This window comes from Streptomyces sp. NPDC006140, from assembly GCF_040628815.1.
Classification (GTDB): domain Bacteria; phylum Actinomycetota; class Actinomycetes; order Streptomycetales; family Streptomycetaceae; genus Streptomyces.
Window position 1 is genome coordinate 696,190 of the sequence record NZ_JBEXTS010000001.1, and the last position, 23,641, is coordinate 719,830.

At 71.8% G+C, this 23,641-nt stretch carries 19 protein-coding genes; 7 read left to right on the forward strand and 12 right to left on the reverse strand.

All coding sequences use genetic code 11. The features are described 5' to 3' along the window. Positions 1-24: 24 nt before the first annotated feature. The 4 genes from ABZ386_RS03265 to ABZ386_RS03280 all read left to right on the forward strand — a co-directional run bounded on the left by ABZ386_RS03265 (position 25) and on the right by ABZ386_RS03280 (position 9,019). Positions 25-1,437 (forward strand): glycoside hydrolase family 30 beta sandwich domain-containing protein, encoded by a 1,413-nt coding sequence (locus ABZ386_RS03265; RefSeq protein ID WP_355720911.1) that lies wholly within the window; start codon positions 25-27, stop codon positions 1,435-1,437. A 115-nt stretch (positions 1,438-1,552) separates the two neighbouring features. Continuing rightward, positions 1,553-6,949 carry a pullulanase-type alpha-1,6-glucosidase gene (pulA, locus tag ABZ386_RS03270; protein ID WP_358963394.1) on the forward strand — a complete coding sequence of 1,799 codons (5,397 nt, stop codon included), beginning with the start codon at positions 1,553-1,555 and terminating at the stop codon, positions 6,947-6,949. 74 nt (positions 6,950-7,023) lie between these two features. Beyond that, the gene (locus ABZ386_RS03275; RefSeq protein WP_355720905.1) at positions 7,024-8,634 is read left to right on the forward strand and encodes a fused response regulator/phosphatase; all 1,611 of its coding nucleotides are present in this window, start codon (positions 7,024-7,026) and stop codon (positions 8,632-8,634) included. A 28-nt stretch (positions 8,635-8,662) separates the two neighbouring features. Then, positions 8,663-9,019 carry a 5-carboxymethyl-2-hydroxymuconate Delta-isomerase gene (locus ABZ386_RS03280; protein ID WP_351332227.1) on the forward strand — a complete coding sequence of 119 codons (357 nt, stop codon included), beginning with the start codon at positions 8,663-8,665 and terminating at the stop codon, positions 9,017-9,019. Positions 9,020-9,025: 6 nt separating this feature from the next. Here ABZ386_RS03280 and ABZ386_RS03285 read toward each other — a convergent pair whose 3' ends face one another. The 3 genes from ABZ386_RS03285 to ABZ386_RS03295 all read right to left on the reverse strand — a co-directional run bounded on the left by ABZ386_RS03285 (position 9,026) and on the right by ABZ386_RS03295 (position 12,319). Beyond that, positions 9,026-9,715: a TetR/AcrR family transcriptional regulator gene (locus ABZ386_RS03285; RefSeq protein ID WP_351332224.1), complete on the reverse strand. Its 690-nt coding sequence runs from the start codon at positions 9,713-9,715 to the stop codon at positions 9,026-9,028. 93 nt (positions 9,716-9,808) lie between these two features. Continuing rightward, positions 9,809-11,731, reverse strand: coding sequence for a hypothetical protein (locus ABZ386_RS03290; RefSeq protein WP_358963397.1), 1,923 nt, complete (start codon positions 11,729-11,731; stop codon positions 9,809-9,811). A gap of 48 nt (positions 11,732-11,779) precedes the next feature. Then, complete coding sequence (locus ABZ386_RS03295) at positions 11,780-12,319, reverse strand: tetratricopeptide repeat protein (RefSeq protein ID WP_358963399.1); 540 nt, start codon at positions 12,317-12,319, stop codon at positions 11,780-11,782. Positions 12,320-12,466: 147 nt separating this feature from the next. Here ABZ386_RS03295 and ABZ386_RS03300 point away from each other — a divergent pair, with 147 nt between their 5' ends. Beyond that, complete coding sequence (locus tag ABZ386_RS03300; RefSeq protein ID WP_351332217.1) at positions 12,467-12,895, forward strand: hypothetical protein; 429 nt, start codon at positions 12,467-12,469, stop codon at positions 12,893-12,895. A gap of 76 nt (positions 12,896-12,971) precedes the next feature. On the opposite strand, the gene ABZ386_RS03305 is transcribed toward ABZ386_RS03300, so the two are convergent. The 8 genes from ABZ386_RS03305 to ABZ386_RS03340 all read right to left on the reverse strand — a co-directional run bounded on the left by ABZ386_RS03305 (position 12,972) and on the right by ABZ386_RS03340 (position 21,259). Further along, positions 12,972-14,516: a DUF1996 domain-containing protein gene (locus ABZ386_RS03305; RefSeq protein ID WP_358963401.1), complete on the reverse strand. Its 1,545-nt coding sequence runs from the start codon at positions 14,514-14,516 to the stop codon at positions 12,972-12,974. A gap of 203 nt (positions 14,517-14,719) precedes the next feature. Continuing rightward, positions 14,720-15,373, reverse strand: coding sequence for a response regulator transcription factor (locus ABZ386_RS03310; protein ID WP_114251721.1), 654 nt, complete (start codon positions 15,371-15,373; stop codon positions 14,720-14,722). Then, positions 15,364-16,629: a sensor histidine kinase gene (locus ABZ386_RS03315; protein WP_358963403.1), complete on the reverse strand. Its 1,266-nt coding sequence runs from the start codon at positions 16,627-16,629 to the stop codon at positions 15,364-15,366. The genes ABZ386_RS03310 and ABZ386_RS03315 overlap by 10 nt, the downstream gene beginning before the upstream one ends. Positions 16,630-16,697: 68 nt before the next feature. Continuing rightward, entirely contained in the window at positions 16,698-17,714 is a 1,017-nt protein-coding gene (locus ABZ386_RS03320; protein ID WP_358963405.1) for an NAD-dependent epimerase/dehydratase family protein, read from the reverse strand. A 113-nt stretch (positions 17,715-17,827) separates the two neighbouring features. Then, positions 17,828-18,412: a winged helix-turn-helix domain-containing protein gene (locus ABZ386_RS03325; RefSeq protein ID WP_351332204.1), complete on the reverse strand. Its 585-nt coding sequence runs from the start codon at positions 18,410-18,412 to the stop codon at positions 17,828-17,830. A 392-nt stretch (positions 18,413-18,804) separates the two neighbouring features. Beyond that, on the reverse strand, positions 18,805-19,836 hold the full coding sequence (gene glnII / locus ABZ386_RS03330; protein ID WP_114251710.1) for a glutamine synthetase: 1,032 nt from the start codon (positions 19,834-19,836) through the stop codon (positions 18,805-18,807). A 281-nt stretch (positions 19,837-20,117) separates the two neighbouring features. Then, a complete protein-coding gene (locus ABZ386_RS03335; protein WP_355719034.1) occupies positions 20,118-20,777 on the reverse strand; it encodes a hypothetical protein in 660 nt (219 codons plus the stop codon). A gap of 122 nt (positions 20,778-20,899) precedes the next feature. Then, positions 20,900-21,259, reverse strand: coding sequence for an arsenate reductase family protein (locus tag ABZ386_RS03340; protein WP_355719031.1), 360 nt, complete (start codon positions 21,257-21,259; stop codon positions 20,900-20,902). A 227-nt stretch (positions 21,260-21,486) separates the two neighbouring features. On the opposite strand from ABZ386_RS03340, the gene ABZ386_RS03345 reads away from it, so the two are divergent. Further along, positions 21,487-21,801, forward strand: a complete 315-nt coding sequence (locus tag ABZ386_RS03345; RefSeq protein WP_351332195.1) for a hypothetical protein — start codon at positions 21,487-21,489, stop codon at positions 21,799-21,801. 55 nt (positions 21,802-21,856) lie between these two features. On the opposite strand, the gene ABZ386_RS03350 is transcribed toward ABZ386_RS03345, so the two are convergent. Next, positions 21,857-22,912, reverse strand: coding sequence for an aldo/keto reductase (locus tag ABZ386_RS03350; protein WP_351332192.1), 1,056 nt, complete (start codon positions 22,910-22,912; stop codon positions 21,857-21,859). 94 nt (positions 22,913-23,006) lie between these two features. On the opposite strand from ABZ386_RS03350, the gene ABZ386_RS03355 reads away from it, so the two are divergent. Further along, positions 23,007-23,633: a TetR/AcrR family transcriptional regulator gene (locus tag ABZ386_RS03355; RefSeq protein ID WP_351332189.1), complete on the forward strand. Its 627-nt coding sequence runs from the start codon at positions 23,007-23,009 to the stop codon at positions 23,631-23,633. Positions 23,634-23,641: the final 8 nt, after the last annotated feature.

Consider the following 23,641-nt stretch of genomic DNA (forward strand, 5'->3'; position numbering starts at 1 on the left):
CTCCATCTCACTGGGAGCGCTCCCATGACGGGACGGATGACGCTGCGCAGGCTCAGAACGTGGACGGTCACGTCCCTCGCGGTCCTGCTGACGACCGCCGGGATCACCGCGGGGGCCTCACCCACCGAAGTGGCCGCATCGGCCACCGTCGACGGCTCCGCCCGGCACCAGCCCATCGACGGCTTCGGCATCTCCGAGCACTTCGGCCGGGCCGAGATCATGCGGGGCTCGCAGGGCCTCCCCCCGGACCGCCAACGCGAGATCCTCGACCTGCTGTTCAGCAGGGACACCGGCGCCGGACTCAGCATCCTGCGCCTCGGCATCGACTCGGGCATCCAGCCCACCGACCCCGGCGGGCCGGACGCGCGCCCCAACTACGTGTGGGACCGCGACGACAAGGGCCAGGTATGGCTCGCCCAGCAGGCCAAGGCGTACGGCGTCACCCGCTTCTACGCCGACGCCTGGAGCGCGCCCGGCTACATGAAGACCAACGGCACCGACGCGAACGGCGGCACCCTGTGCGGCCTGGCCGGTGCCACTTGCGCGAGCGGCGACTGGCGCAGGGCGTACGCGAACTACCTCGTCCAGTACGCCAAGTTCTACGCGCAGGAGGGCATCCGCGTCACCGACCTCGGGTTCGTCAACGAGCCCGACTACACCGCCACCTACGACTCCATGCGGCTCACCCCGGCGCAGGCGGCCGAGTTCACCAAGGTCTTCGGGCCGGTGGCGAGGGCGGGCGGGTACAAGGTGGTCTGCTGCGACTCCTTCGGCTGGAACCAGCAGAAGAACTACACCAGCGCGATCGAGGCCGACGCCACGGCCCGGGGCTACGTCGACACCCACGCCGGCCACACCTACGCCAGCCCCGTCGACGGCCCGCTGCCGACGCGGAAGCGGACCTGGATGTCGGAGTGGTCGCCCAACGGCACCACCTGGAACGAGGCCTGGGACGACGGCAGCGGCTACGACGGGTTCACCGTCGCCTCCGCCGTGCACGACGCCCTGACCAAGGGAAACACCAGCGGCTACGTCTACTGGTACGGAGCCTCGGTCGGTGCCACCCGGGGCCTGATCCAGATGGACGGGGAGAACTACCATGTCTCCAAGCGCCTGTGGGCGCTGGCGAACTACAGCCGCTTCATCCGCCCCGGAGCCACCCGCATCGGCGCCACCGCCTCCGACGGCGACCTCAAGCTGTCCGCGTTCCGCGACACCGACGGATCCGTGACGGTCGTGGCGCTCAACGCGGCCACCGCCGCCACCCCGGTGTCGTTCAGCCTGCGGAACATCGGGTTCAGCAACGGCACGGCGACCCCGTACGTCACCAACGGCTCCCGGAACATGGCCCGGCAGGCGGCCGTGCCGGTCACCGGGGGCGCGCTGCGGGCCACGGTCCCCGCCCGGTCGCTCGTCACCTACACCATCCGGCGATAGGCATTGCTGAAATTTCTTACCAGCGGTTTCAGGACTCTTGCTGTAAGCGTTTCGGCGGCGATACGGTCGCGCGGGGTCGGACCCACCAGAGCCGTATCGCAAGGAGTCCACGTCAGTGATACCGAGATGGCGTGCGCCCTCAAGGCGCCGAACCGCCCGTGCCGGACGGGTCGCCGCGGTCACCGCCACCGCGTTGGCCGCAGCACTCGTCCAGCCGCTCGCCGCCGGGGCCGCCACCCCGCCGGCGCCTCCGTCCGACGCCCGGCTGGCCGCCGAGCCCGCCCGCCACGACGCCACCCGTGAACAGTTCTACTTCGTCCTGCCGGATCGTTTCGCCAACGGCGACCCGCGCAACGACAGGGGCGGGCTCACCGGCTCCCGCCTCGCCACCGGCTACGACCCCACCGACAAGGGCTTCTACCAGGGCGGCGACCTCAAGGGCCTGACCAAGAGGCTCGACTACATCAAGGGCCTCGGCACCACCGCCCTGTGGATGGCCCCGATCTTCAAGAACCAGCCCGTGCAGGGCACCGGCGCGAACGCCTCCGCCGGCTACCACGGCTACTGGATCACGGACTTCACCCAGGTCGACCCGCACTTCGGCACGAACAAGGACCTCGAGACCCTCATCGACAAGGCCCACGACAAGGGCATGAAGGTCTTCTTCGACGTCATCACCAACCACACGGCGGACGTCGTCGACTACGAGGAGAAGTCCTACGACTACCTCTCCAAGGGCGCCTTCCCGTACCTGACGAAGGACGGGAGGCCGTTCGACGACGCCGACTACGCGGACGGGAAGCGGGACTTCCCCGAGGTCGACCGCGACTCCTTCCCGCGCACGCCCGAGGTGACCCGGAACAACAAGGTGCCGTCGTGGCTCAACGACCCGACGATGTACCACAACCGGGGCGACTCCACCTTCGCCGGTGAGAGCTCCACGCACGGCGACTTCTCCGGGCTCGACGACCTGTGGACCGAGCGGCCCGAGGTCGTCAGCGGCATGGAGAAGATCTACCAGCGCTGGGTCAGGGACTTCGACATCGACGGCTTCCGGATCGACACCGTGAAGCACGTCAACATGGAGTTCTGGACCCAGTGGGCCACCGCCCTCGACGCGTACGCGGCCAAGCGCGGCCGGGACGACTTCTTCATGTTCGGCGAGGTCTATTCGGCCGACACGAACGTCACCGCCCCCTACGTCACCCAGGGCCGGCTCGACGCCACGCTCGACTTCCCCTTCCAGGAGGCGGCCCGCCAGTACGTCTCGCAGGGCGGCAGCGCGCAGAGACTCGCGGGCGTCTTCGGCGACGACTACAAGTACACGACCGGCAGGGCCAACGCGTACGAGCAGGTCACCTTCCTCGGCAACCACGACATGGGCCGCATCGGGTACTTCCTGAACCAGGACAACCCCAGGGCCTCCGACGCCGAGCTGCTGAAGAAGGACCGGCTCGCCAACGAGCTGATGTTCCTCAGCCGCGGCAACCCCGTCGTCTACTACGGCGACGAGCAGGGCTTCGCCGGCGCGGGCGGCGACAAGGACGCCCGGCAGAGCATGTTCGCCTCGCGCACCGCCGACTACCTCGACGACGACCGGATCGGCACCGACCGCACCCACGCCGAGGACGCCTACGACACGAGCGCACCGCTCTACCGGCAGATCCGTGCCCTCGCCCAGCTCCGCAAGGCCGACCCGGCCCTCACCGACGGCGTCCAGCAGCAGCGGTACGCGGCCGACGGGCCGGGCGTCTACGCCTTCTCCCGCACGGACGCGAAGAGCGGCACCGAGTACGTCGTCGCCTTCAACAACGCGGGCGAGGCGAAGACCGCGACCTTCCCGACCGGCTCGGCCGGCATGGCCTTCCGGGGCGTCTACGGCACCGACGCCTCCCTCAGGAGCGACGGCGACAAGAAGCTCACCGTCACCGTCCCGGCCGGCTCGGCGATCGTCCTCAAGGCGGCCGGCCGACTCGCGAAGCCCGCCACCGCACCGACACTCACCCTGAAGGCCCCGGCCGCCGGCGCCACCGGCACCGTGGAGGTCTCCGCGGACGTCGACGGCGGTCAGCTGAACCGCGTCGTCTTCGCGGCCCAGGTCGGCAACGGCAGGTGGCAGACCCTCGGCTCCGCCGACCACGCCCCCTACAAGGTCACCCACACCCTCGGCAAGGACGTGGCGCCCGGCACGGCTGTGCGCTACAAGGCCGTCGTGGTCGACTCGGCGGGCCGCACCGCCAGCGCCCTGGCCGCCTCCACCACCGGCACCCCGCCCGCCCCCGAGCCGCCCACCGCGTCCTCCCGCGACTACGCGATCGTCCACTACAAGCGCGCGGACGGTGACTACGCCGACTGGGGCCTGTACGCCTGGGGCGACCTCGCCGAGGGCGAGGCCACCGAATGGCCGAAGAGCCACCCCTTCACCGGCCGGGACGCCTACGGCGCCTTCGCCTGGGTCAAGCTCAAGCCCGGCGCCTCGAACGTCGGCTTCCTCGTCATCGACAAGGACGGCACCAAGGACGTCGCCGCCGACCGCACGATCGACGTCACCAAGACCGGCGAGATCTGGATCGAGCAGGGCAAGGAGACCGTCACCACCGAACGGCCCGAGTACCCGGCGCCCGACAAGAGCAAGGCCGTCCTGCACTACCACCGGGCCGACGGGAACTACGACGGCTGGGGCCTGCACGTCTGGACCGGCGCCGCGAACCCCACCGACTGGTCGAACCCCCTCAAGCCGGTCAAGACTGATGCCTATGGCGCAGTCTTCGAGGTGCCGCTCACCGAGGGTGCCACCAGCCTCAGCTACATCATCCACAAGGGCGACGAGAAGGACCTGCCCACCGACCAGTCGCTCGACCTCAAGGCGAACGGCCACGAGGTGTGGCTGGTGAGCGGCCAGGAGAAGTACCTGCTGCCGCAGCCCGCGGGGAGTGCCGCCGCGCTCGACCTGACCACCTCCAAGGCCGTCTGGATCGACCGGAACACCCTCGCCTGGAACGGCTCCGACGCCGCCGCCTCCACCCAGCTGCTGTACTCCCGCGACGGCTCGATCAAGGTCGAGGACGGCGCCCTGACCGGCGACGCGAAGTGGCTGCGGCTGTCGAAGGGCGAGCTGACCGACGCCCAGAAGGCGAAGTTCCCGCACCTGAAGGACTACGCCGCCTGGACCGTCGACCCGCGTGACCGCGACCGGGTCCGCGAGGCCCTGCGCGGCCAGGTCGTCGCCACGCAGCGCGCGGCCAACGGGGCCGTGCTCGCGGCGACCGGCGTCCAGCTCGCCGGTGTCCTCGACGACCTGTACCCCGGCGCCACCAAGGCCGAGCTGGGCCCGACGTTCGCCAAGGGCCGCCCCACCCTGTCCGTCTGGGCGCCGACCGCGCAGTCCGTGTCCCTGGAGATCGGCGACCGCACGGTCCCGATGGCACGCGACTCCGCCACCGGCGTCTGGTCCGTCACCGGCCTCGCCTCCTGGCGGAACAAGCCCTACCGCTACGTGGTGAAGGTCTGGGCGCCCAGCGTCCGCAAGGTCGTCACCAACAAGGTCACCGACCCCTACGCCCTCGCCCTCACCGCCGACTCCGAGCGGAGCCTCGTCGTCGACCTGGCCGACAAGGCCCTCAAGCCCGCCGGCTGGTCGACGTACACCAAGCCGAAGGCCGTACCGCTGCGGAACGCCCAGATCCAGGAGCTGCACATCCGGGACTTCTCCGTCGAGGACCGCACGGCGAAGCACCCCGGCACGTACCTCGCCTTCACCGACAAGGACAGCGACGGCAGCAAGCACCTGCGCGCGCTGGCGAAGGCGGGCACCTCGTACGTGCACCTGCTGCCCGCCTTCGACATCGCCACCGTCCCGGAGCGCAAGGCCGACCAGGCCGAGGTCGACTGTGACCTCGCCTCCTACCCCGCCGACTCCGACAAGCAGCAGGAGTGCGTCGGCAAGGTCGCCGCGAAGGACGCCTACAACTGGGGTTACGACCCGTACCACTACACGGTCCCCGAGGGCTCCTACGCCACCGACCCGGACGGCACGGCCCGCACGGTCGAGTTCCGCAAGATGGTGAAGGCCCTCAACGACGACGGTCTGCGGGTCGTCATGGACGTCGTCTACAACCACACCGCGGCCGGCGGCCAGGAGAGGACCAGCGTCCTCGACCGGATCGTGCCCGGCTACTACCAGCGGCTCCTCGCCGACGGGTCGGTCGCGAACAGCACGTGCTGTGCCAACACCGCCACCGAGAACGCCATGATGGGCAAGCTCGTCGTCGACTCGGTGGTCACCTGGGCCAAGCAGTACAAGGTCGACGGCTTCCGCTTCGACCTCATGGGCCACCACCCGAAGGCCAACATCCTCGCGGTCAGGAAGGCCCTCGACGCCCTCACCCCCGAAAAGGACGGCGTCGACGGCAAGAAGATCATCCTGTACGGCGAGGGCTGGAACTTCGGCGAGGTCGCCGACGACGCCCGGTTCGTCCAGGCCACGCAGCAGAACATGGCCGGCACCGGCATCGCCACCTTCTCCGACCGGGCCCGCGACGCCGTGCGCGGCGGCGGCCCCTTCGACGAGGACCCCGGCGTCCAGGGCTTCGCGTCCGGCCTGTACACCGATCCCAACTCCTCGACGAACAACGGCACTCCCGCCGAGCAGAAGGCCCGCCTGCTGCACTACCAGGACCTCATCAAGGTCGGGCTCTCCGGCAACCTCGCGGGCTACCGGTTCACCGACACCGCCGGCAAGGAGGTCAAGGGCTCCGAGGTCGACTACAACGGCGCCCCCGCCGGCTACGCCGCCGCCCCGGGCGACGCCCTCGCCTACGCCGACGCGCACGACAACGAGTCCCTGTTCGACGCGCTCGCCTTCAAACTGCCCGCGTCGGTGAGCGCGGACGACCGGGCCCGGATGCAGGTCCTGGCCATGGCGACCGCCACCCTCTCCCAGGGCCCGGCCCTCTCCCAGGCGGGCACCGACCTGCTCCGCTCCAAGTCCCTGGACCGCAACTCCTACGACAGCGGCGACTGGTTCAACGCCGTCCACTGGAACTGCCGGGACGGCAACGGCTTCGGCCGCGGACTGCCCCCGGCAGCCGACAACGCCGACAAGTGGCCCTACGCCAAGCCCCTGCTGAGCAGGATCAGGGTGGGCTGCGAGCAGATCGAGGGCGCCTCGGCCGCCTACCGCGACCTGCTGCGGATCCGCAGCACCGAGCAGGACTTCTCCCTCGGCACGGCCGCGCGGGTGCAGTCCCGGCTCTCCTTCCCGCTGTCCGGCAAGGACGAGACACCCGGCGTGATCACCATGCGGCTCGGTGACCTCGTCGTCGTCTTCAACGCCACCCCGCAGCGGCAGGAGCAGCGCGTCCCCGCACTCGCCGGTACCGGCTACCGCCTGCACCCGGTGCAGGCGGCGGGGGCGGACCCTACCGTCAAGTCCTCCTCCTACGCGGCGGAATCGGGCACGTTCGCCGTTCCGGGGCGCACGGTCGCCGTCTTCACCCGAGCCGCCGGATAACCGCACTACGTTGGGTGGGGCGGGCCGTATCCACGGTCTGCCCCACCCTCCTTACGCCCCCGAGGGGCTTCGAGATGGACGGCAACGGTACGCAGCAGAGCACCGTGCTGGTCGTGGACGACGTCGCGGCCAGCCGGTACGCCATGGGCGCGGTCCTGACCCGGGCCGGCCACCGGGTCGTGCCGGTCGCCAGCGGCGGCGAGGCACTCGTCGAACTCGACGTCCGGCTGCGGGACGGCACCCTGCCCGACGTGGCCCTCGTCGACGTGGGCCTGCCCGACATGAGCGGCTTCGAGCTGTGCCGCCGGCTCCGGGCCCGGCCTCCCACGGCCACGCTGCCCGTCGTGCACTTCTCCGCCGCCGCGACCTCGCCCGGCGACCGGTGCCGGGGGCTGGACGCGGGCGGGGACGCCTATCTGACCGTGCCCGCCGAGCCGCAGGAGATCCAGGCCGTCGTCCGGGCCGCCGTGCGCGGGGCACGCCGCACCACGGGCGCCGAGACCGTCGTCCACCGGCTGACGCTGCTGTCCGAGACCATCGTCACCGTGCAGGCGGCACGCTGCCCGCGGGAACTCGCCGCCGCGGCCGCCGACGGCACCGCCCGCCTGACCGACTCGCCCGCCGTGGTGTTCGTGACCGGCCCGGACGGGGAGGCGTACCGGGGCACCGCCCGGGGCCGTCCCGCGCCGGCGGACAGCGGTGCGCACCAGGCGGCGGCACGGCTCGTCACCCGGCTCGCGGAAGGCCGCACCGGGGTGCACACCACCGTCGTCCCCGCACCGCTGTGGCCGGCCGGGATCTTCCGGCCGGGCGTCGAGGAGGACGCCCGGCTCACCGTGGCGACGGCCCAGGACGGCCGTACCGCGGTGTGCCTGGCCACGCCCGTACGGCGTACGGCGATCACCGACCCCGCGGACGACGGGCTGCTCGCCCGGCTCGCCCAGGCCGCCGCGCTCGCCGCCGAACCGCTGCTGCTGTACCAGGTGGAGCGGCACGTCGCCCTCACCCTCCAGCACAGCTTCCTGCCCCAGCCGCACAAGCTGCCGCACGTGCCCGGCCTCGACATCGAAGTCCGCTACGTGCCCGCCTCCCGCCAGACCGAGATCGGCGGCGACTTCTACGCCGCCCTGCGCACCGGCGACGGCGTGCTCACCGCGGTCGGGGACGTCGTCGGGCACTCGCTGGACGCGGCCACCGTCATGGTCGAGATCCGGCACGCGCTGCGCGCCTACTGCGTGGACGAGTCCGACCCGGTCGTGCTGGCCGAGCGGCTCGACCGGATGCTCCAGCGCTACCACCCGGACATCACGGCCACCGTGTGCCTGGCCCTGGTCGACCCCTCCAGCGGCCGGGTGCGGATCGCCAACGCCGGGCACATCCCCCCGCTGATCCTCCGCGACTCAGGCGGCGCCCAGTACATCGACGCCGGCGGGCCGCTGCTCGGGCTGGGCCTGGAACGGCCCCCGGCGACCGAGCACCACCTGAACCCCACCGACCGCCTGCTCCTGGTCACCGACGGCCTCATCGAAACCCGCGGCACCCCGCTCGCGACCTCCCTGGAACTGCTCCGCACGGCCGCCGCCGACGCCCCCACCGGCCTGGACACCCTCTGCGACGTCCTCCTGGGCTGCTTCGCCCACGACCGTGAGGACGACATCGCCATGCTCGCCCTGCGACTAGGGTGAGCCCCCTGGACCTAGTACAGGAGTGCTGATGCCGCAGATCACCGTCGACTACTCCGCCGACCTCGCGGACGACTTCGACCGGCCTGGGTTCGCGAAGGCGCTGCACGAGGCGACGGTCGAGATCGCGGCCGCCAGGCCGCCGGCGTGCAAGACCCGGTTCCGCCGGACCGAGGACATCGTCGTCGGCCCCGATACCGAGGGGCACGCCCATGTGCACATCCACATCGCCCTGCTCCCCGGGCGCACCGACGAGACGAAAACCCGGCTCACCGAGGCCGCTCTGGAATTGCTGCGGACGCATCTGAAAGCCGCCGAGGGAGTCGTGCTGCACGCCTCCGCCGAGGTACGCGACCTGGACGCCTCCTACCGGAAGTTCGAGGGCTGAGCGGTCTCAGCTCGCCAGGGCCACCAGCCGGCCGGCCAGGTCCGTGAACGGGCCGTCGGCCGGCTCGTCCCCGACCATGCCGCGCAGCAGGGCCGCCATCTCCTCGTCGTAGGCGGCGCTGACGGCGACGAGCGCGGCGAAGTCGTTGACGAGCTGCGCCTCCAGCTCGGCCCGCGGGATGCGCCGGCCGTCCAGCCAGATCAGCGCCGTCGACTCGGCGAGCGAGATCCAGGAACGGACGACGAGTTCGAGGCGCGCGGGCGGATCGGTCACGCCCAGGTGCGAAAGGATCTGGACATACGCGGCCTGCCGCACGGAGTCGACGAGCGCGTTGGTCGTCGACGAGCCCACGGCCGGACCGCCGCGCATCAGGGCGGAGAAACCGGGCCCGTGCTCGTCCACGAAGTCGAAGTAGCGGCGCATCACGCGCAGCAGCCGCGCTCCGAGCGGACCTTCGTGCGGCTCCACGAAACGGGCCGCGAGATCGTCCGAGGCCCGCTTCAACGCGGCCTCGTACAGGCTGAGTTTGCCGGGGAAGTAGTGGTAGACCAACGGGCGTGAGATGCCCGCGGCGGACGCTATCTCGTCGATGGAGACCTCGTCGGGCGAGCGGCGGCTGAACAGTTCGAGGGCGACGCCGATCAACTGCTGCCGCCGCTCCTCGACTCCCATTCTGCGGCGAACCCCGATAGTCATGCGAACACCTTACCGATCGATTCCGGCCTCGAACGGTCCGGAGCGATCGCGGATGTCCGCCAGGGTTTCCCGGGCGGGTGCGTGAACCGACGGTCAGCGCAGCCCGCCGACCGAACGTCCGTCCTCCAGCGTGCCCTTCAGCTCGGCCCGCGCGCCCTGCTCGGCCGGCACGGTCAGCAGACTGCCCTGCCCCGACCCGTCGACCCCGCCCGTCGCCCGGATCGACGTCGTCTCCCGGCTGCCGGCGGCCAGCAGATACCAGTCGCCCGCCTCCGACTTCCACAGCACCCCGGCCAGTACGTGCGGATCACGCGCCCCGCACGCCGCGACGTTCTCGGCCTTCGCCGCCACCGCCCCGTACCTCCCGCCCGGCGTGTGGAACTGCGCCAGCACCCGCGCCCCGCCGCCCCGCCAGGTGTCGGCCCGCGTGCACACCCACGCCGCCGCGCCGCTCGCGTCGGGCAGCGGCTGCTCGTTGAACGCCCAGGCGTTGACGTTCCGCACGCCCGCGGAGCGCAGCGTGCCCAGCGAGCAGGCGAACGGCTGCCAGACGCGCAGCGCCTCGGCTCCGGAGGCCTCGCCCGGTGAGCCGGGCCGGCCGGCGGTGAGCCGGGCCGGGACGAGTTCGCCGAGGTCGGTCAGCAGCCGGGTCCTGCTGCCGTCGGTCACCTGCAGCACGTTCCACGAAGTGCAGGGGCCGGACCGCAGGGCCGGGCTGGCCAGGGGTGCCGTCACCCCGTCGGTCAGGGTGAGGTCCATCGCGCCGGAGCCCGGCTTCATCAGGTCCCGCTCACCCGCCTTCGCCACCCAAGGCGCGGTCAGATAGCGGACGTTGCCGTCGGCCCGGCCCAGGACCACCACACCCGCCTCGGCCCGGCCGGCCCCGTCGACCCGGGCGAAGTCGAGGGCGGCGCCCTGCGTGCCGTCCTTCGGCTCGGCATACCGGGCGATGCGCAGACCGTCGTAGAGGATCACCACGCGCGCGGCGTCGACCGTCCCCGCGTAGAGCAGCTGGGGCGGTCCCGCCGGGCCGCCGGACGGGGTGCCGGGCGTCGCCGAGACCTGGACCGTCTCGCCGGGGCGGGCCCAGACGGCGAGGGCGCGGCGCAGCAGGGCCGTGTCGCCGGTGCGGTCGCCGCGGGCCGGCCACACGGAGAAGTCGGTGCGCGCCGAGCCGCGCCACGCGGTGGCGGGGACCCGGGTCAGCTTCGCCGGGTCCAGGGCGGCCTGGGCCGAAGGGTTGCGCGCGTACGGGGGAGCGGCGGCCCCGTCGGGGCCCCAGCCCTCGCCGGGCAGTCCGAGCAGCGCCCCGCACACCAGCAGGGCGGCACCGGCGGCCAGCGCGGCCTTCAGGTGCTGGCGGCGGCGCATCAGGTCCGTGGGGCGGGCCTGCAGCGAGCAGGGGTCGAACTCGGGGGAGTCGAGCAGCCCGTACTGGGCGGGGATCCCGTCGGCCTCCAGCAGCGCACCGTCCGCGTCGGCGACGCCCGCGGCCGTGAGGACCTCGCGTACGTCGTCGTCCGCCAGCCGCTCGATGCCGCGCAGCGCGTACGCGGCCCGCGCCGGGCCGGACAGCGTGGACAGCCGCTGGTCCAGGGCGAGTTCGTCGGCGCCGCCCGAGCGCGGGAAGAGTTTCAGGCCCCACACCTGCGGCAGCACCGGCGGCAGCTGGGACCGCTTGGGCCAGGCCTTGCGCTTCAGCGGCAGCCCGGCCTCCAGCGCCGTGCGCAGCACCTGGAGGCGGACCAGGGCGTAGCCGGGGTCGCCGTGGCGGCCGGTGGACTGGGCCGGGATCACCGGGGCGGGGGTGCGGTTGCGGGGGAGTGCGCGCTGGGTGAGGGCGTGTGCGGTCACCACGCGCCTGCTGCGGCCCAGGCCCGGTGGCAGCACCAGGTAGGCCAGCCGGACGAGCCGCGGGTAGTGCTCGACGAGCGCGGCCTCGGCCTGCTCGACGTCGACGACCGGGCCGGCGGGGGAGGGCGGTGCGGGGCGCTGGGCGACATCCTGTGACTGCACGTTCAGCAGAACGAGCGAATCGTTCGATGGTCACCTGACTGCGGAGCGTCACGCCCCGGGCTCCACCCCCGGCCGCTCCCCGGGCTCCACCAGCAGCCGGGCGTAGTTCGCCATCGACCGCTGGTAGCGCGGCAGGTGCGGGGCCAGGGCGCCCAGCGCCAGCGACAGCCCCTCGCGGTCACGGCCCAGGCTGGACAGACAGAGCGCGAGACAGGCGCGCACGGCGTCGTCCAGCTCGTCGGAGGGGGCGTCGAGTTCGGGTTCGAGGAGCTTGACGCCCTCCTCCGCCTGCCCGATGTTCCGCAGCGAGCTGGCCAGCTGGATCTTCGTCCGGCGGGTCTTGTAGGGGCTGACGTCGGCGAGTCCGCGCGCCAGCGCCTCCCGGTACAGCCGGACCGCCTGGTCCGGGTGGCCCGTGGAGTCAAAGGCGCAGGCCTGCTCGAACGGCCCGAGCGGGCTGCCCTCCGGCAGTTCGGCGACGAGGGCGTCGACATCGGCGCGGAAGCGGGCCGCGTCCTCGTCCGTGTCGGCGTAGTCGTCGAAACGGGCCCACAGGGCGGTCACACGCTCTTCCCAGTCCTGGTTCACCGGTCCACCCTCGCACGGGAGTGCCCACGGAGGCAGCGGAATTTTGAGCAGCCCGGGCCCCACGGCCGTATCGAAGGCGAGAGCCTGTTGCCAGGGCTCCGTGCGGCATGCGTCCGGACCGTGCCGTGACAAGGACCGGAGGAACAGATGAGGGTGACCCGACCGATGCTCGCGCTGAGCGGCGCGGTGGCGATACTGGCGCTGGCCGGCTGCGGATCCGGCAAGGACGAGGCGGCCGTTCCGGAGGCGGTGACCGGCAGCCTGGAGCACATCGCGGCCGAGGCCGAGTGCAAGCCGAACATGCAGACCGACGCCGACACCATCCGCCAGGCCATCTGCAAGAAGGGCAAGGAGAAGTACGTCCTCGCCACCTTCGCCACCGACCGCGGCCAGCGCGAGTGGCTGAACAGCGCCAAGGACTACGGCGGTTACTACCTCGTCGGCCGCAAGTGGGTCGCCGTCGGCCAGGAGAAGACGGTCACGGCGCTGCAGGGCACGCTCGGCGGAACCATGGAAGAGGGCTCCGAGCACATGAACCCCGGTGGCAGCCACAACAGCGGCAACCACCACGGCTGACCGCGCGGAACCCGGGCAAGCGAAAGCCGGCGGTGGGAATTCCCACCGCCGGCTTCCTGCTGTGTGCGGGTGCGGACTACTGGCAGTCCTCACCGTTGTTGATGCACTGGACCATCTCGTTCATCACGTTCTCGTCGAAGAAGTTGATGAAGTCGTTGTGGTCGGTGATCGGCTTGTGCAGCTGCTCCGGGAAGGAGTCGATCGCGAACGCGTTCTGCACCTGCCCGTTGTTGATCTGCGGCGCCGGGACGTCGTAGACCAGGCGGACCTGGAGCTGGGGGATGGCCTTGAAGCCGTTCGAGCAGCTACCGTCCGCCTCCACGAAGTCCACGTGGGTGCGGTGGTTGGCGCTGTCGATGTTCTGGCCGTCCCAGCAGCTCTGGAAGTTGGACGTGCGCACCACGCTGCTGCCCTCGGGGCAGATCGGGTACTTGTCCGTCACCTGACGGTCCTCGAAGCCGGTGCAGCTCCAGGACGTGTTGGCGTTGTTCAGGCCGTTGGTGAAGGACTTGGCGTCACCGGTGATGATGCGCAGGGCCTTCGGCATCGCGACGACGTCGCTGGTGCGGTTGCCGACGAACTTCAGCTGCGCCTCGGCCGGCTCGACGATCTTGCCGACGTTGCCGTCCTGGCCGCCGCCCGGCTGGCCCTGGTCGATGTCCTGCGTACCGTCCTGGACGCGGATGACCGGCCAGAAGTACGAGGACTTGTCGCCCTGGTTCTGGCACGTCGTCTGGGCGTTCGCCAGGTCCTCGTCGCTCGCGAAGGCGTTGTTGCTCTGGTTGCCGACGTAGTCGTGCTGGTGCTGCGCGCCGTTGGACACGCCGGGCGCCACGATCACGTTGTCGGAGTTGCGGTTCTCGTTCTCGTTGGTGCCGCAGTTCGTGGTGAACGAGCCCGTGGAACCGCCGTCGCCGTTCGCGGCGAGGCCGTTCGGCAGGTTGCGGGAGTTCGGCTGGACGTCCTCGATCTTGATGAAGTCCGCCGCCGCCGGGCCGTTGCCGGCCTGCCCGCCGTTGCCGCCCTGACCCTGGCCGTTGTCCTGGCCCTGGTCCTGACCGCCGTCGTTGTTCTGGCCGCCGCCGTTCTGCCCGTCGTTGTTCTGCCCGCCGTCGTTCTGACCGCCGCCGGCCTGGCCGTCGTTGGTGTTCGCGTCGGCGGCCATGCCCTTGCACTCGGCCAGCTGCTCGAGGTTGCCCGGGGCCTGTCCGCCCACCCGCCGGATGTTGATGCCGATCCGGTCGATGGCCGCGACCCGCTTCGACTTCAGCGGACCCAGGATGGCGTTGTTGACGAAGCCCGGGTCACCGGCCTGGGCCTGGCGCGTGGAGGCGAGCCGGGTGTAGGCCTCGCTGATCTGCTTGTCGAGGTTCGCCAGCTCCTTGTCCACCCCCTGGCGGGCACCGTCCGGCACGTCGGTCAGTTTCTGGCCGACGTCCGGGCACTGGATCGTGGCGATCTGCGCGCCCGCGGACTTCGTCTGGTTCGCCGAGTTCTCCTCATGCGCCGAGGCATAGAAGTTTGCCCAGATCAGCCCGCCCCCACCGAGCGCTAGGGCCGCCGATGCGGCTATGGCCTTGGTGGCCAGCGGCGTACGGCGTTTTCTTGTGTTGCGTCCCATGGAACTCCTCTGACTTCCTTTTTCGGGGGCATCGAGGCGCCCGACAGGAGTGAAGCGGCTCCCTTCCATACGGAGGCCGTCCCAGGGGTGTTCAGATGTCTCGGAAATTGATGCGAGATTCGTGAGGGCTCTGTGTCCTCAACAGCCCCTTCCGCCCCGGCCGTTGTGGATCACCCACGATGGGTGAAACGGCCCGTCCGGTTTCACCGGCCGTGGTCGAGATACGCGAGAACCGCCAGCACGCGCCGGTTGTCGTCGTCCGAGACCTCAAGGCCCAGTTTGGCGAAGATATTGGCGGTGTGTTTGGCGATCGCCCGTTCCGTCACGACCAGTTTCCCGGCGATCGCCGCGTTGGACCGGCCCTGCGCCATCAGCTCCAGCACCTCCCGCTCCCGGGGCGTCAGCCGCGCCAGCGGCCGGTCGCCGCCCGACTGCCGCGCCAGCAGCTGCTGGATGACCTGCGGATCCATCGCCGTACCCCCGGCGGCGACCCGCCGTACGGCGTCCACGAACTGCTCGGCGTCGAACACCCGGTCCTTCAGCAGATAGCCGACGGCGCCGCTGCCGTCGGCGAGCAGCTCGCGCGCGTACAGCTGCTCCACGTGCTGGGAGAGCACCAGCACCGGCAGCCCGGGCCGCCTCCTGCGGGCGTCGAGCGCGCACTGCAGACCCTCGTCGGTGTGCGTGGGCGGCAGGCGGACGTCGACGACCGCGACGTCCGGGTCCAGCTCGGCCAGCGCGGCGGCCAGTTCGGGCCCGGACTCGACGGCCGCCGCGATCTCGAAGCCGTGCGCCTGGAGCAGCCGGACGAGTCCGTCGCGCAGCAAAAACAGGTCTTCGGCCAGGACTACGCGCAAGGGATCTCCATGGTGACCATGGTGGGACCGCCCGCGGGACTGCTGACGGCCAGGACGCCGTCGAATGTACCCAGTCGCCGCTCCACCCCGGCCAGTCCCGAACCGGCCCCGATCACCGCGCCGCCCCTGCCGTTGTCGGTGACGGTCGCCCGCAACATGCCGTCCGCCCGGTGCAGGTCGATCCAGATCCGGTCGGCACCGGAGTGCTTCACGGCGTTGGTGAGCACCTCGCTCACGGCGAAGTACGCGGCCGACTCCACGGGCGCCTCCGCCCGCCCGGGCAGGTCCACGCTCACCTCGGTCGGCACCGGCAGCCGCAGCGCCAGCGCCCGCACGGCGTCGCCGAGACCCCGCTCGGCGAGGACCGGCGGATGGATGCCGCGCACCAGCTCGCGCAGCTCGGTCAGCGCCTCCACCGAGGACTTGCGGGCCTGCGCGATCAGTTCCTTGGCCTGGGCCGGGTCCTTGTCGAGGAGCGCCTCGATGGTGCCCAGGTCCATGCCCATCGCCACCAGGCGGGCCTGCGCCCCGTCGTGCAGGTCACGCTCGATGCGCCGCAGTTCGGCGGCGGAGGTGTCGACGGCGTCCCGCCGCGTCTCGGTCAGCACCCGCACCCGCTCGGCCAGTTCCCCCTGGTTGCCGCCGAGCACGGCCCGGGTGAGCCGGAAGTGGACGTCCAGCAGGCGCGGGGTGAGGAAGTGCGCGAAGAAGAGCAGGACCAGGCCGAGGGCCGCCGCGCCGAACGCGGACGTCTGGTCGTGGACTCGCACGAAGCCGTACCAGTAGCCGCCCGAGCCGTCCAGCAACCGCCACAGGCCGGCCGCGATCGCGAAGCCCTCCAGCGGATAGAAGAGCAGCACCGCCGGCAGCAGCGCGGTGACGAACCCCGCGGTCATGTCGACCGGCAGCCACCTCAGGTCCCGCCAGGTCGCCGGGTCGCGCAGCAGCGCGACGGTGCGGCTCCACGGATCGGCGCTGCTGGGCAGCGGCCGGTACGCCGGGGGGATCCGCACCCCGCCCCACTCCGCCGCGAGCACCCGCCGCCAGTTCGCGAACGTCCGCACCCCCGCCAGTACGTACGGCGTCGTCACGAGCCCGACGCCGATCGGGATCAGCGCGAGGGAGACCAGGGACAGGCAGAAGCACAGCACCGCCCCCGGCAGACTGACGAGGGCCAGCGCCAGCCCCCGCACCGCGGCGAGCCCCACGCCCCGCCCCTTCGTGCGCCCGTTGCCGCTCTTCGTGTCGATGGTCATGGCGTCAGTCTGGCCGAGCGCAGGTGCGGGGGCACGGGGCCGGGACACCCGGCCGGGGGTGGTGCTACCTACACCTGCGCGGGCCCGCCGGCCGCGAGCACCTTCGCCTCCACCTCCGGGTCGAGGCCCTTGCGCGTCCGGTCGGGGCGCTGGGGTGCCGTGCCGCCGATGTCCTGGAGCCACCGCCAGGTGTCGGCCACGGTCTCCTCGACGGGCCGGCAGCGCAGCCCGGCCGCGACCGCCCGGGAGACGTCCGCGCTGTGCAGGGCGTCGTGCAGGTCGCTGCCCGGCGGCACCCACACCGGCAGCTCGGTCCACGGCTCGATACCCGCCCGGAGGATCACCTCCGGCTCCGTCCACCGGAGTTCGGCCGCCCCGCCGGTGACCCGCACGCAGGCGTCCAGCAGCTCGCCCATGGTGGTGTGCCCCTGCGGGCTCATCAGGTTGTACGGCCCGCTGAGCTCCCGCTCCGCCGCGTTCAGGATCCACTCGGCGAGGTCGCGCACGTCCACGTACTGCAGGGGCAGTTCGCGCGGGCCCGGTGCCAGGACCGGGCCGCCGCGCGCCGTCCGGCCGAGCCACCAGGGCAGCCGGCCGACGTTCTCGTACGGGCCGAGGAGCAGCCCGGCCCGCACGAGCACCGACCGGTCCTCGCCGAAGGCGTCCAGGACGGCCAGCTCACCGCCCCGCTTGTCCCGCGGGTAGTCGGTCTGCTCCGCGTCGGCCGACGCCCCCTCCACCACGGGCGCGTCCTCGCCGTACCCGGCGGGCGGGGCCCACGCGTACACCGAGCAGCTCGACACGTACACGTACCGGCGGGCGCGGCCCCGCAGCAGCCGCGCCGCGTCCCGCACCGCGCGGGGCGCCGCCGACCAGGTGTCGACGACGACGTCCCACTCGCCCTGGTCCTCGGCGAGGGCGGCCAGCCCGCCGGGCGCGGTGCGGTCGCCGCGCAGCGACCGCACGCCCGGCGGCGCCGCGTGCCGCCCCCGGTGGAACACGGTCACCTCCCAGCCCCGCCGCAGCGCCGCCTCCACGACGGGCCGCCCCGCGAACTCCGTACCGCCCAGCATCAGAAGCCTCATACCGCCGACTCTGCCGGGTGGGGCGGCGCGGCGGAACGAGGATCTGCTGTCAGCAGACGGCCGGGCGGGGGAGTCGCGCTCGGGGCGGGTCGGGGCCGGGCCGGAGGGCCGGGTCAGTGGCCTGTCGGCGGCACGTACTTGTAGCCGACGCGGCGCACCGTCCGGATCGTGTCGCGGTGCTCGGCGCCCAGCTTGCGGCGCAGCCGGGCGATGTGGACGTCGACCGTGCGGCCGTCGCCCACGTGCCCGTAGCCCCACACCGTGCCGACCAGCTGGTCCCGGGTGTGCACCCGGCCCGGGTGCGCCACCAGGTGGGCGAGCAGCTCGAACTCCAGGTACGTGAGGTCGAGGGGCCGGCCGGCCACCTCGGCGGTGCGCCGCACGGTGTCGACGCGGATCAGCGGCTCGCCGCCCGGCTCGGACTCGGGGCCGGTCGTCGTCGCGGGCCGGTCGGGCACCGCCACCGGGAACGGCGGCTGCTGGTCGGCCGGGACGAGCACCAGGTAGCCGATCATCGGCGGCTGCCCGGGCAGGGTGGGCAGGGTGTGCGGGGGAGCCGGCAGCCAGGTGGCCCCGGGCGGCAGCAGATCCGCGACCGTCACCACCTCGTCCCGGTCGACGGCGCGCAGCCGGTGCCGGGGGCCATGGGGGGCGGAGGAGTCGAGGGTGGCGGTGGACAGGGAACGAGTGGTCGCCATGAGAGGTCAGCTCTTTCGCGCGAAGGGTTCGTCGGGAGGTCGACGGCCGCGAGTTCGTGGTCGGGGCCGCCGAGGACGTACGCGGTGCGCGCTGGCCGAAGGCCGGGGTGTACGGCTTTAGAGGGCCGGCGCGTTCGTCGCGCGGCAACACACCCGGTCGAAGTCGTGGTGCTGACGGGAAGGCCAGAAGGGCTCGAGGTCATGGCGACCCGTCGCGGTGTGCTTCTGGTAGCTGGCCATGGGCCCATTGAAGCAGACGAGGGCCGACTGCCGGGACCCTTCTCTCACTGCTTGGACATCGAGCCGGTGTCGGGTGTGTCACCCCACCGGCACGACGCGAGGGGGCGCCCACCGCTCTGGTGGGCGCCCCCTGTGCGGAGCTGTGGGGTGGATCAGACCTGGCCGGCCTTCTCCAGCGCCGAGCAGCACGTGTCGACGAGCAGGCGGGTCACCACGTACGGGTCGACGTTGGCGTTCGGACGGCGGTCCTCGATGTAGCCCTTGCCGTCCTTCTCGACCTGCCACGGGATACGGACCGAGGCGCCGCGGTTGGAGACGCCGTAGGAGAACTTGTCCCACGGGGCGGTCTCGTGCAGACCGGTCAGGCGGTCGTCGATGCCGGCGCCGTAGTTCTTGACGTGGTCGAGCGGCTTGGAGCCCTCGCCGAGCGCCTCGCACGCGGTGATGATCGCGTCGTAGCCCTCGCGCATCGCCTTGGTGGAGAAGTTGGTGTGCGCACCGGCGCCGTTCCAGTCGCCCTTGACCGGCTTCGGGTCGAGGGTGGCGGCGATGTCGAAGTCCTCGGCGGTGCGGTAGAGCAGCCAGCGGGCCACCCACAGCTGGTCCGAGACCTCCAGCGGGGCGAGCGGGCCGACCTGGAACTCCCACTGGCCCGGCATGACCTCGGCGTTGATGCCGGAGATGCCGAGACCGGCCTTCAGGCAGTTCTCCAGGTGGGCCTCGACGACGTCACGGCCGAAGATCTCGTCGGCGCCGACGCCGCAGTAGTAGCCGCCCTGCGGGGCCGGGAAGCCGCCCTTGGGGAAGCCGAGCGGGTAGCCGTCCTGGAAGAACGTGTACTCCTGCTCGATGCCGAAGATCGGCTCCTGCGCCGCGAACTTCTCCGCGACCTCGGCCAGCGCGGCACGCGTGTTGCTCGGGTGCGGGGTGAGGTCGATGTTCAGCACCTCGCACAGCACCAGCACGTCGTCGCCGCCGCGGATCGGGTCCGGGCAGGTGAAGACCGGCTTCAGGACGCAGTCCGAGGCGTGGCCCTCGGCCTGGTTGGTGGAGGACCCGTCGAAGCCCCAGATCGGCAGCGCGTCGAGACCGGCGGGGGAACCCGCGATGATCTTGGTCTTGGAACGCAGTTTGGCCGTCGGCTCGGTGCCGTCGATCCAGATGTACTCAGCCTTGAAGGTCACGGGCCACATCCTTCGGGGGTGTGTCTGGGCGCGTATCGCGGGTGCTGCGGCGCTGCGGCACTGGGGCGCCGCCGTAGTTGCCCGGCAGCTTGTCAACAGGCGATTTCCCGGCCATTGCTCGAATGTGAACCCCGTGTTACCTGGTGGCGCTGTGCCGCAGGTCACGGTGTGAGGGTGTTTGTCCCGCCGCCCCTGGCCGGGGGCGGCGGGACCGGTGACACGTACGGGGGGCGGCCCGAGGGGTGGGCCGCCCCCTCAGTGACTCACCCGATCGTCCGGCCTCACCCCACCTTCTCGATCACGGCCCGGCGGATGAGGAACTTGCCGGGCTCACGGACCTGCTCGAAGGCCGCGTTGTTGAGCAGCACACAGCTGCCGGAGACCGAAGTGACCTCCACCGTCGTGGACTTGGCGTTGTCCAGGTTGGTGACCTTCAGCTTCGTGCCGGCCGGGAACTGGTTGCTGGACGCGGCGGGCGCTCCGCCCTCGCCGGAGAGCGTGACGGTGGAGCCGTTGCACACCTGCTGCCCGGAGCCCGCAGCGCCGCCACCGGGGTTTTCCGCAGGTTGCGAGGGCTCCGCCGACTCCGCCGGCTGCCGGGGCGGCGCCGGCTGTGCGGGCTGGGAGTCCTGAGCCGACTCCCCTGCCACGCACCCCGACGCCTCCTGCTTCCGCTTGATCTCCGCGACGACCGCCTCGCGGTTGGCGATCCGCGCCTCGGACTGCGCGTCGGGGTTGGCCCGCTGGTCCGCGATGAACTTCTGGTTGTTGCCGAGGGCGGTGGCGAGACCCAGGCAGACCGTCGACTCCGCCGAGGACTTGGGGGTCTGCGCGGCGTTCGACGTACTCGCCATGACGAAGGCCCCGCCTCCCGCCACCGCCGCAGCGCTCACCAGCAGCGCGAGTTTCTTCTTCGTACCGAGCGTTCTCCTGCGCGACATGCGCGCCTCCTGAAGAGGTAGGGGAGCGTACGCCGCTATGTACGAGATACCGAACGAGGTTGCTCAGCGGTTTACAGGAGTCAGCAGAGTGACCTGCGCCACGCGCGGGGGCTGACCGGCTGTCAGCGTGACAGGGCGTCCCGTACGGCCTCGTCGCTGCGCGCCACCACCGCCGTGCCGTCGTCCGCCGTGATGATCGGGCGCTGGATCAGCTTGGGGTGCTCGGCGAGCGCCTTGATCCACCGGTCGCGCGAACCGGCGTCCTTCGGCCACTCCTTGAGGCCGAGTTCCTTGGCCGCGGCCTCCTGTGTGCGGGTGATGTCCCAGGGTTCGAGACCGAGGCGCGTGAGGACGCCCCGGATCTCGTCCTCGCTCGGCACGTCCTCCAGGTAGCGGCGGACGGTGTAGTCGGCGCCCTCGGTGTCGAGCAGCTGCACCGCGCTGCGGCACTTCGAACAGGCGGGATTGATCCAGATCTCCATGGGGCCACGGTACGCGCCGCAGGGCCTGTTCGATTTTCTGCAGACTCACCCGCACCTTGCGGACCTGCCGTGACGCGACGCCAATTCCCCGCCCCACCTGGGAGTTTGCCGCGCTCTGCGGCCTCCCCGTTGTCAGTGCCCGGCGGTAAACTGTAAGCAGTGTTCGAGGGTGGCGCCGGGGACGTCGAAGTCTCCGTGGGCCGCCCGACCGCGACAGGAGGATGCCTGTGCCCGCTGCCGCTCTGACGTCGAAGCCGCTGCCCACCCAGTCCACCGCGAAGCGCCCCGTCCTGCTCGACCTGCCGTACGCGCCCGTGGAGAAGCGGCCGTTGCCGCCGGGCCGGCCGCGCGAGTGGTACGTCACGCACAACCGCCGTCTCAAGGCGATGCGACTCGCCATCGCCCTGCTCGACTCCGGCGTCTACCTGCCGAACCAGGCCCGCAACGAGACGATCCGCAGCACGGCGGAGCTGATCGGCGTCCACCCGCCGTCGGACACGACGTGTCACATGGTGCGGGCGCTCATGCGTTACGCGCGCTGACCCGGCCGATTCCGAGCGCCGGCCGCCCTGTGTACCCGGGGCGTCCGGCGCTCTGTCATGCCGCCCGGCCCGGCGCGGCGAACAGGGGCGGGTTCAGGCGGGCGAAGCCCTCCTGGCGCTCGTAGGGGAAGTACGGGTACGGCGCCGGGCGGTGGCTCGCCGCGTCGAGTCTCGCCACCTGCTCGGGGGTCAGGGCCCAGCCGACGGCGCCGAGGTTCTGGCGCAGCTGCCGCTCGTCGCGGGCGCCGATGATGACGGAGGACACCGTCGGCCGCTGGAGCAGCCAGTTGAGGGCGATCTGCGGCACGGCACGGCCCGTCTCCTCGGCGATCTCCTCCAGCGCGTCCACCACGCCGTAGAGGTGCTCCTCGGCGACGGGCGGTCCGTAGTCGGCGGTGCGGTGCAGCCGGCTGTCGGGCGGGAGCGGTGCGCCCCGGCGGATCCTGCCGGTGAGGCGCCCCCAGCCGAGCGGGCTCCAGACGATCGCGCCGAGGCCCTGGTCCAGGGCGAGCGGCATGAGCTCCCACTCGTAGTCCCGGCCGAGGAGGGAGTAGTAGACCTGGTGGGCCGCGTAGCGCGGGTGCCCGTGCCGCTCCGCCGCCGCGAGGGACTTCATCACCTGCCAGCCGGAGAAGTTGGAGACGCCGACGTAGCGCACCTTGCCCGCCCGCACGAGCGTGTCGAGGGTCGCCAGCACCTCCTCGACCGGCGTCCCGGCGTCGAAGGCGTGGAGCTGGAACAGGTCGATGTGGTCGGTGCCGAGTCTGCGCAGCGCGTCCTCGCAGGCGGTGATCAGCCGGGAGCGGGAGGAACCCGCGTCGCCCGGTCCGTCGCCCGTCGGCAGGCTCGTCTTGGTGGAGACGAGCACCTGGTCCCGGCGGCCCTTGATCGCCTCTCCCAGCACCTCTTCGGAGGCTCCGGCGGAGTAGACGTCGGCGGTGTCGAACATCGTGATCCCGGCGTCCAGGCAGATGTCCACCAGGCGGCGCGCCTCCCGCGCGTCGGTCGTGCCCCAGGCGCCGAAGAGCGGACCTCGGCCGCCGAAGGTGCCGGCTCCGAAGCTCAGCGCCGGGACCATGAGCCCGGACGCACCCAGTCGTCTGTATTCCATCGGAACCCCCTTGTCGATTGCTAACGGATCTATGGTCCCGTTAGTGAGGGCTAAGGTAGCAGGGCGGGACGATTAATGGAACGGGAGTGCCGTTATGGCTGGCGGGGTCGAGCCGGGGACCGTACGCCCCGGCGGGCGCACGGCGCGGGTGCGGGAGGCGGTGCTGCGGGCGGCCGAGGACGCCCTGACCGAGCAGGGCTTCACCGGGCTCGACCTGGCCGACATCGCGCGGCGCGCCCAGGTGGGCAAGACGACCGTCTACCGCCGCTGGGGGACGGTGACGGGTCTGGTGGCCGACCTCCTCCAGGACATGGCGGAGCAGTCGGCGCCGCGCACCGAGACCGGCTCGCTGCTCGGCGACCTGACGGCCAACGCCCGGCTCGTCCAGCGGACGTTGACGGATCCCCGGCAGGGCGCGCTGTTCAAGGCGCTGATCGCCGCCGCGACGGGTGACGCGAAGACGGCCGCGGCGCTGCACCGCTTCTACGACATCCGTGTCAGGGAGTGGGCCCCCTGCGTCCGGCAGGCGGTCGACCGGGGCGAGGTGCCGGAGGGCACCGACCCGCACGACGTGATCCGGGCCGTGTCCGCTCCGCTCTACTACCACCTGCTGATCAGCGGCGGCCGACTCGACGAGGCCGCGGCCGACCGGGCCGCCGAGGCGGCCGCGATCGCGGCTCGTGCCGGGGTGTTCGTACGGGGTGGGGGGAAGACGGCGTAGCGGGTGGT

Coding starts and splice junctions, on each gene's coding strand:
- ABZ386_RS03265 (WP_355720911.1), top strand. CDS start 25: ATGACGGGACGGATGACGCTGCGCAGGCTCAGAACGTGGACGGTCACG.
- ABZ386_RS03275 (WP_355720905.1), top strand. CDS start 7,024: ATGGACGGCAACGGTACGCAGCAGAGCACCGTGCTGGTCGTGGACGAC.
- ABZ386_RS03280 (WP_351332227.1), top strand. CDS start 8,663: ATGCCGCAGATCACCGTCGACTACTCCGCCGACCTCGCGGACGACTTC.
- ABZ386_RS03285 (WP_351332224.1), bottom strand. CDS start 9,715: ATGACTATCGGGGTTCGCCGCAGAATGGGAGTCGAGGAGCGGCGGCAG.
- ABZ386_RS03300 (WP_351332217.1), top strand. CDS start 12,467: ATGAGGGTGACCCGACCGATGCTCGCGCTGAGCGGCGCGGTGGCGATA.
- ABZ386_RS03305 (WP_358963401.1), bottom strand. CDS start 14,516: ATGGGACGCAACACAAGAAAACGCCGTACGCCGCTGGCCACCAAGGCC.
- ABZ386_RS03315 (WP_358963403.1), bottom strand. CDS start 16,629: ATGACCATCGACACGAAGAGCGGCAACGGGCGCACGAAGGGGCGGGGC.
- ABZ386_RS03320 (WP_358963405.1), bottom strand. CDS start 17,714: ATGAGGCTTCTGATGCTGGGCGGTACGGAGTTCGCGGGGCGGCCCGTC.
- ABZ386_RS03325 (WP_351332204.1), bottom strand. CDS start 18,412: ATGGCGACCACTCGTTCCCTGTCCACCGCCACCCTCGACTCCTCCGCC.
- ABZ386_RS03335 (WP_355719034.1), bottom strand. CDS start 20,777: ATGTCGCGCAGGAGAACGCTCGGTACGAAGAAGAAACTCGCGCTGCTG.
- ABZ386_RS03340 (WP_355719031.1), bottom strand. CDS start 21,259: ATGGAGATCTGGATCAATCCCGCCTGTTCGAAGTGCCGCAGCGCGGTG.
- ABZ386_RS03350 (WP_351332192.1), bottom strand. CDS start 22,912: ATGGAATACAGACGACTGGGTGCGTCCGGGCTCATGGTCCCGGCGCTG.
- ABZ386_RS03355 (WP_351332189.1), top strand. CDS start 23,007: ATGGCTGGCGGGGTCGAGCCGGGGACCGTACGCCCCGGCGGGCGCACG.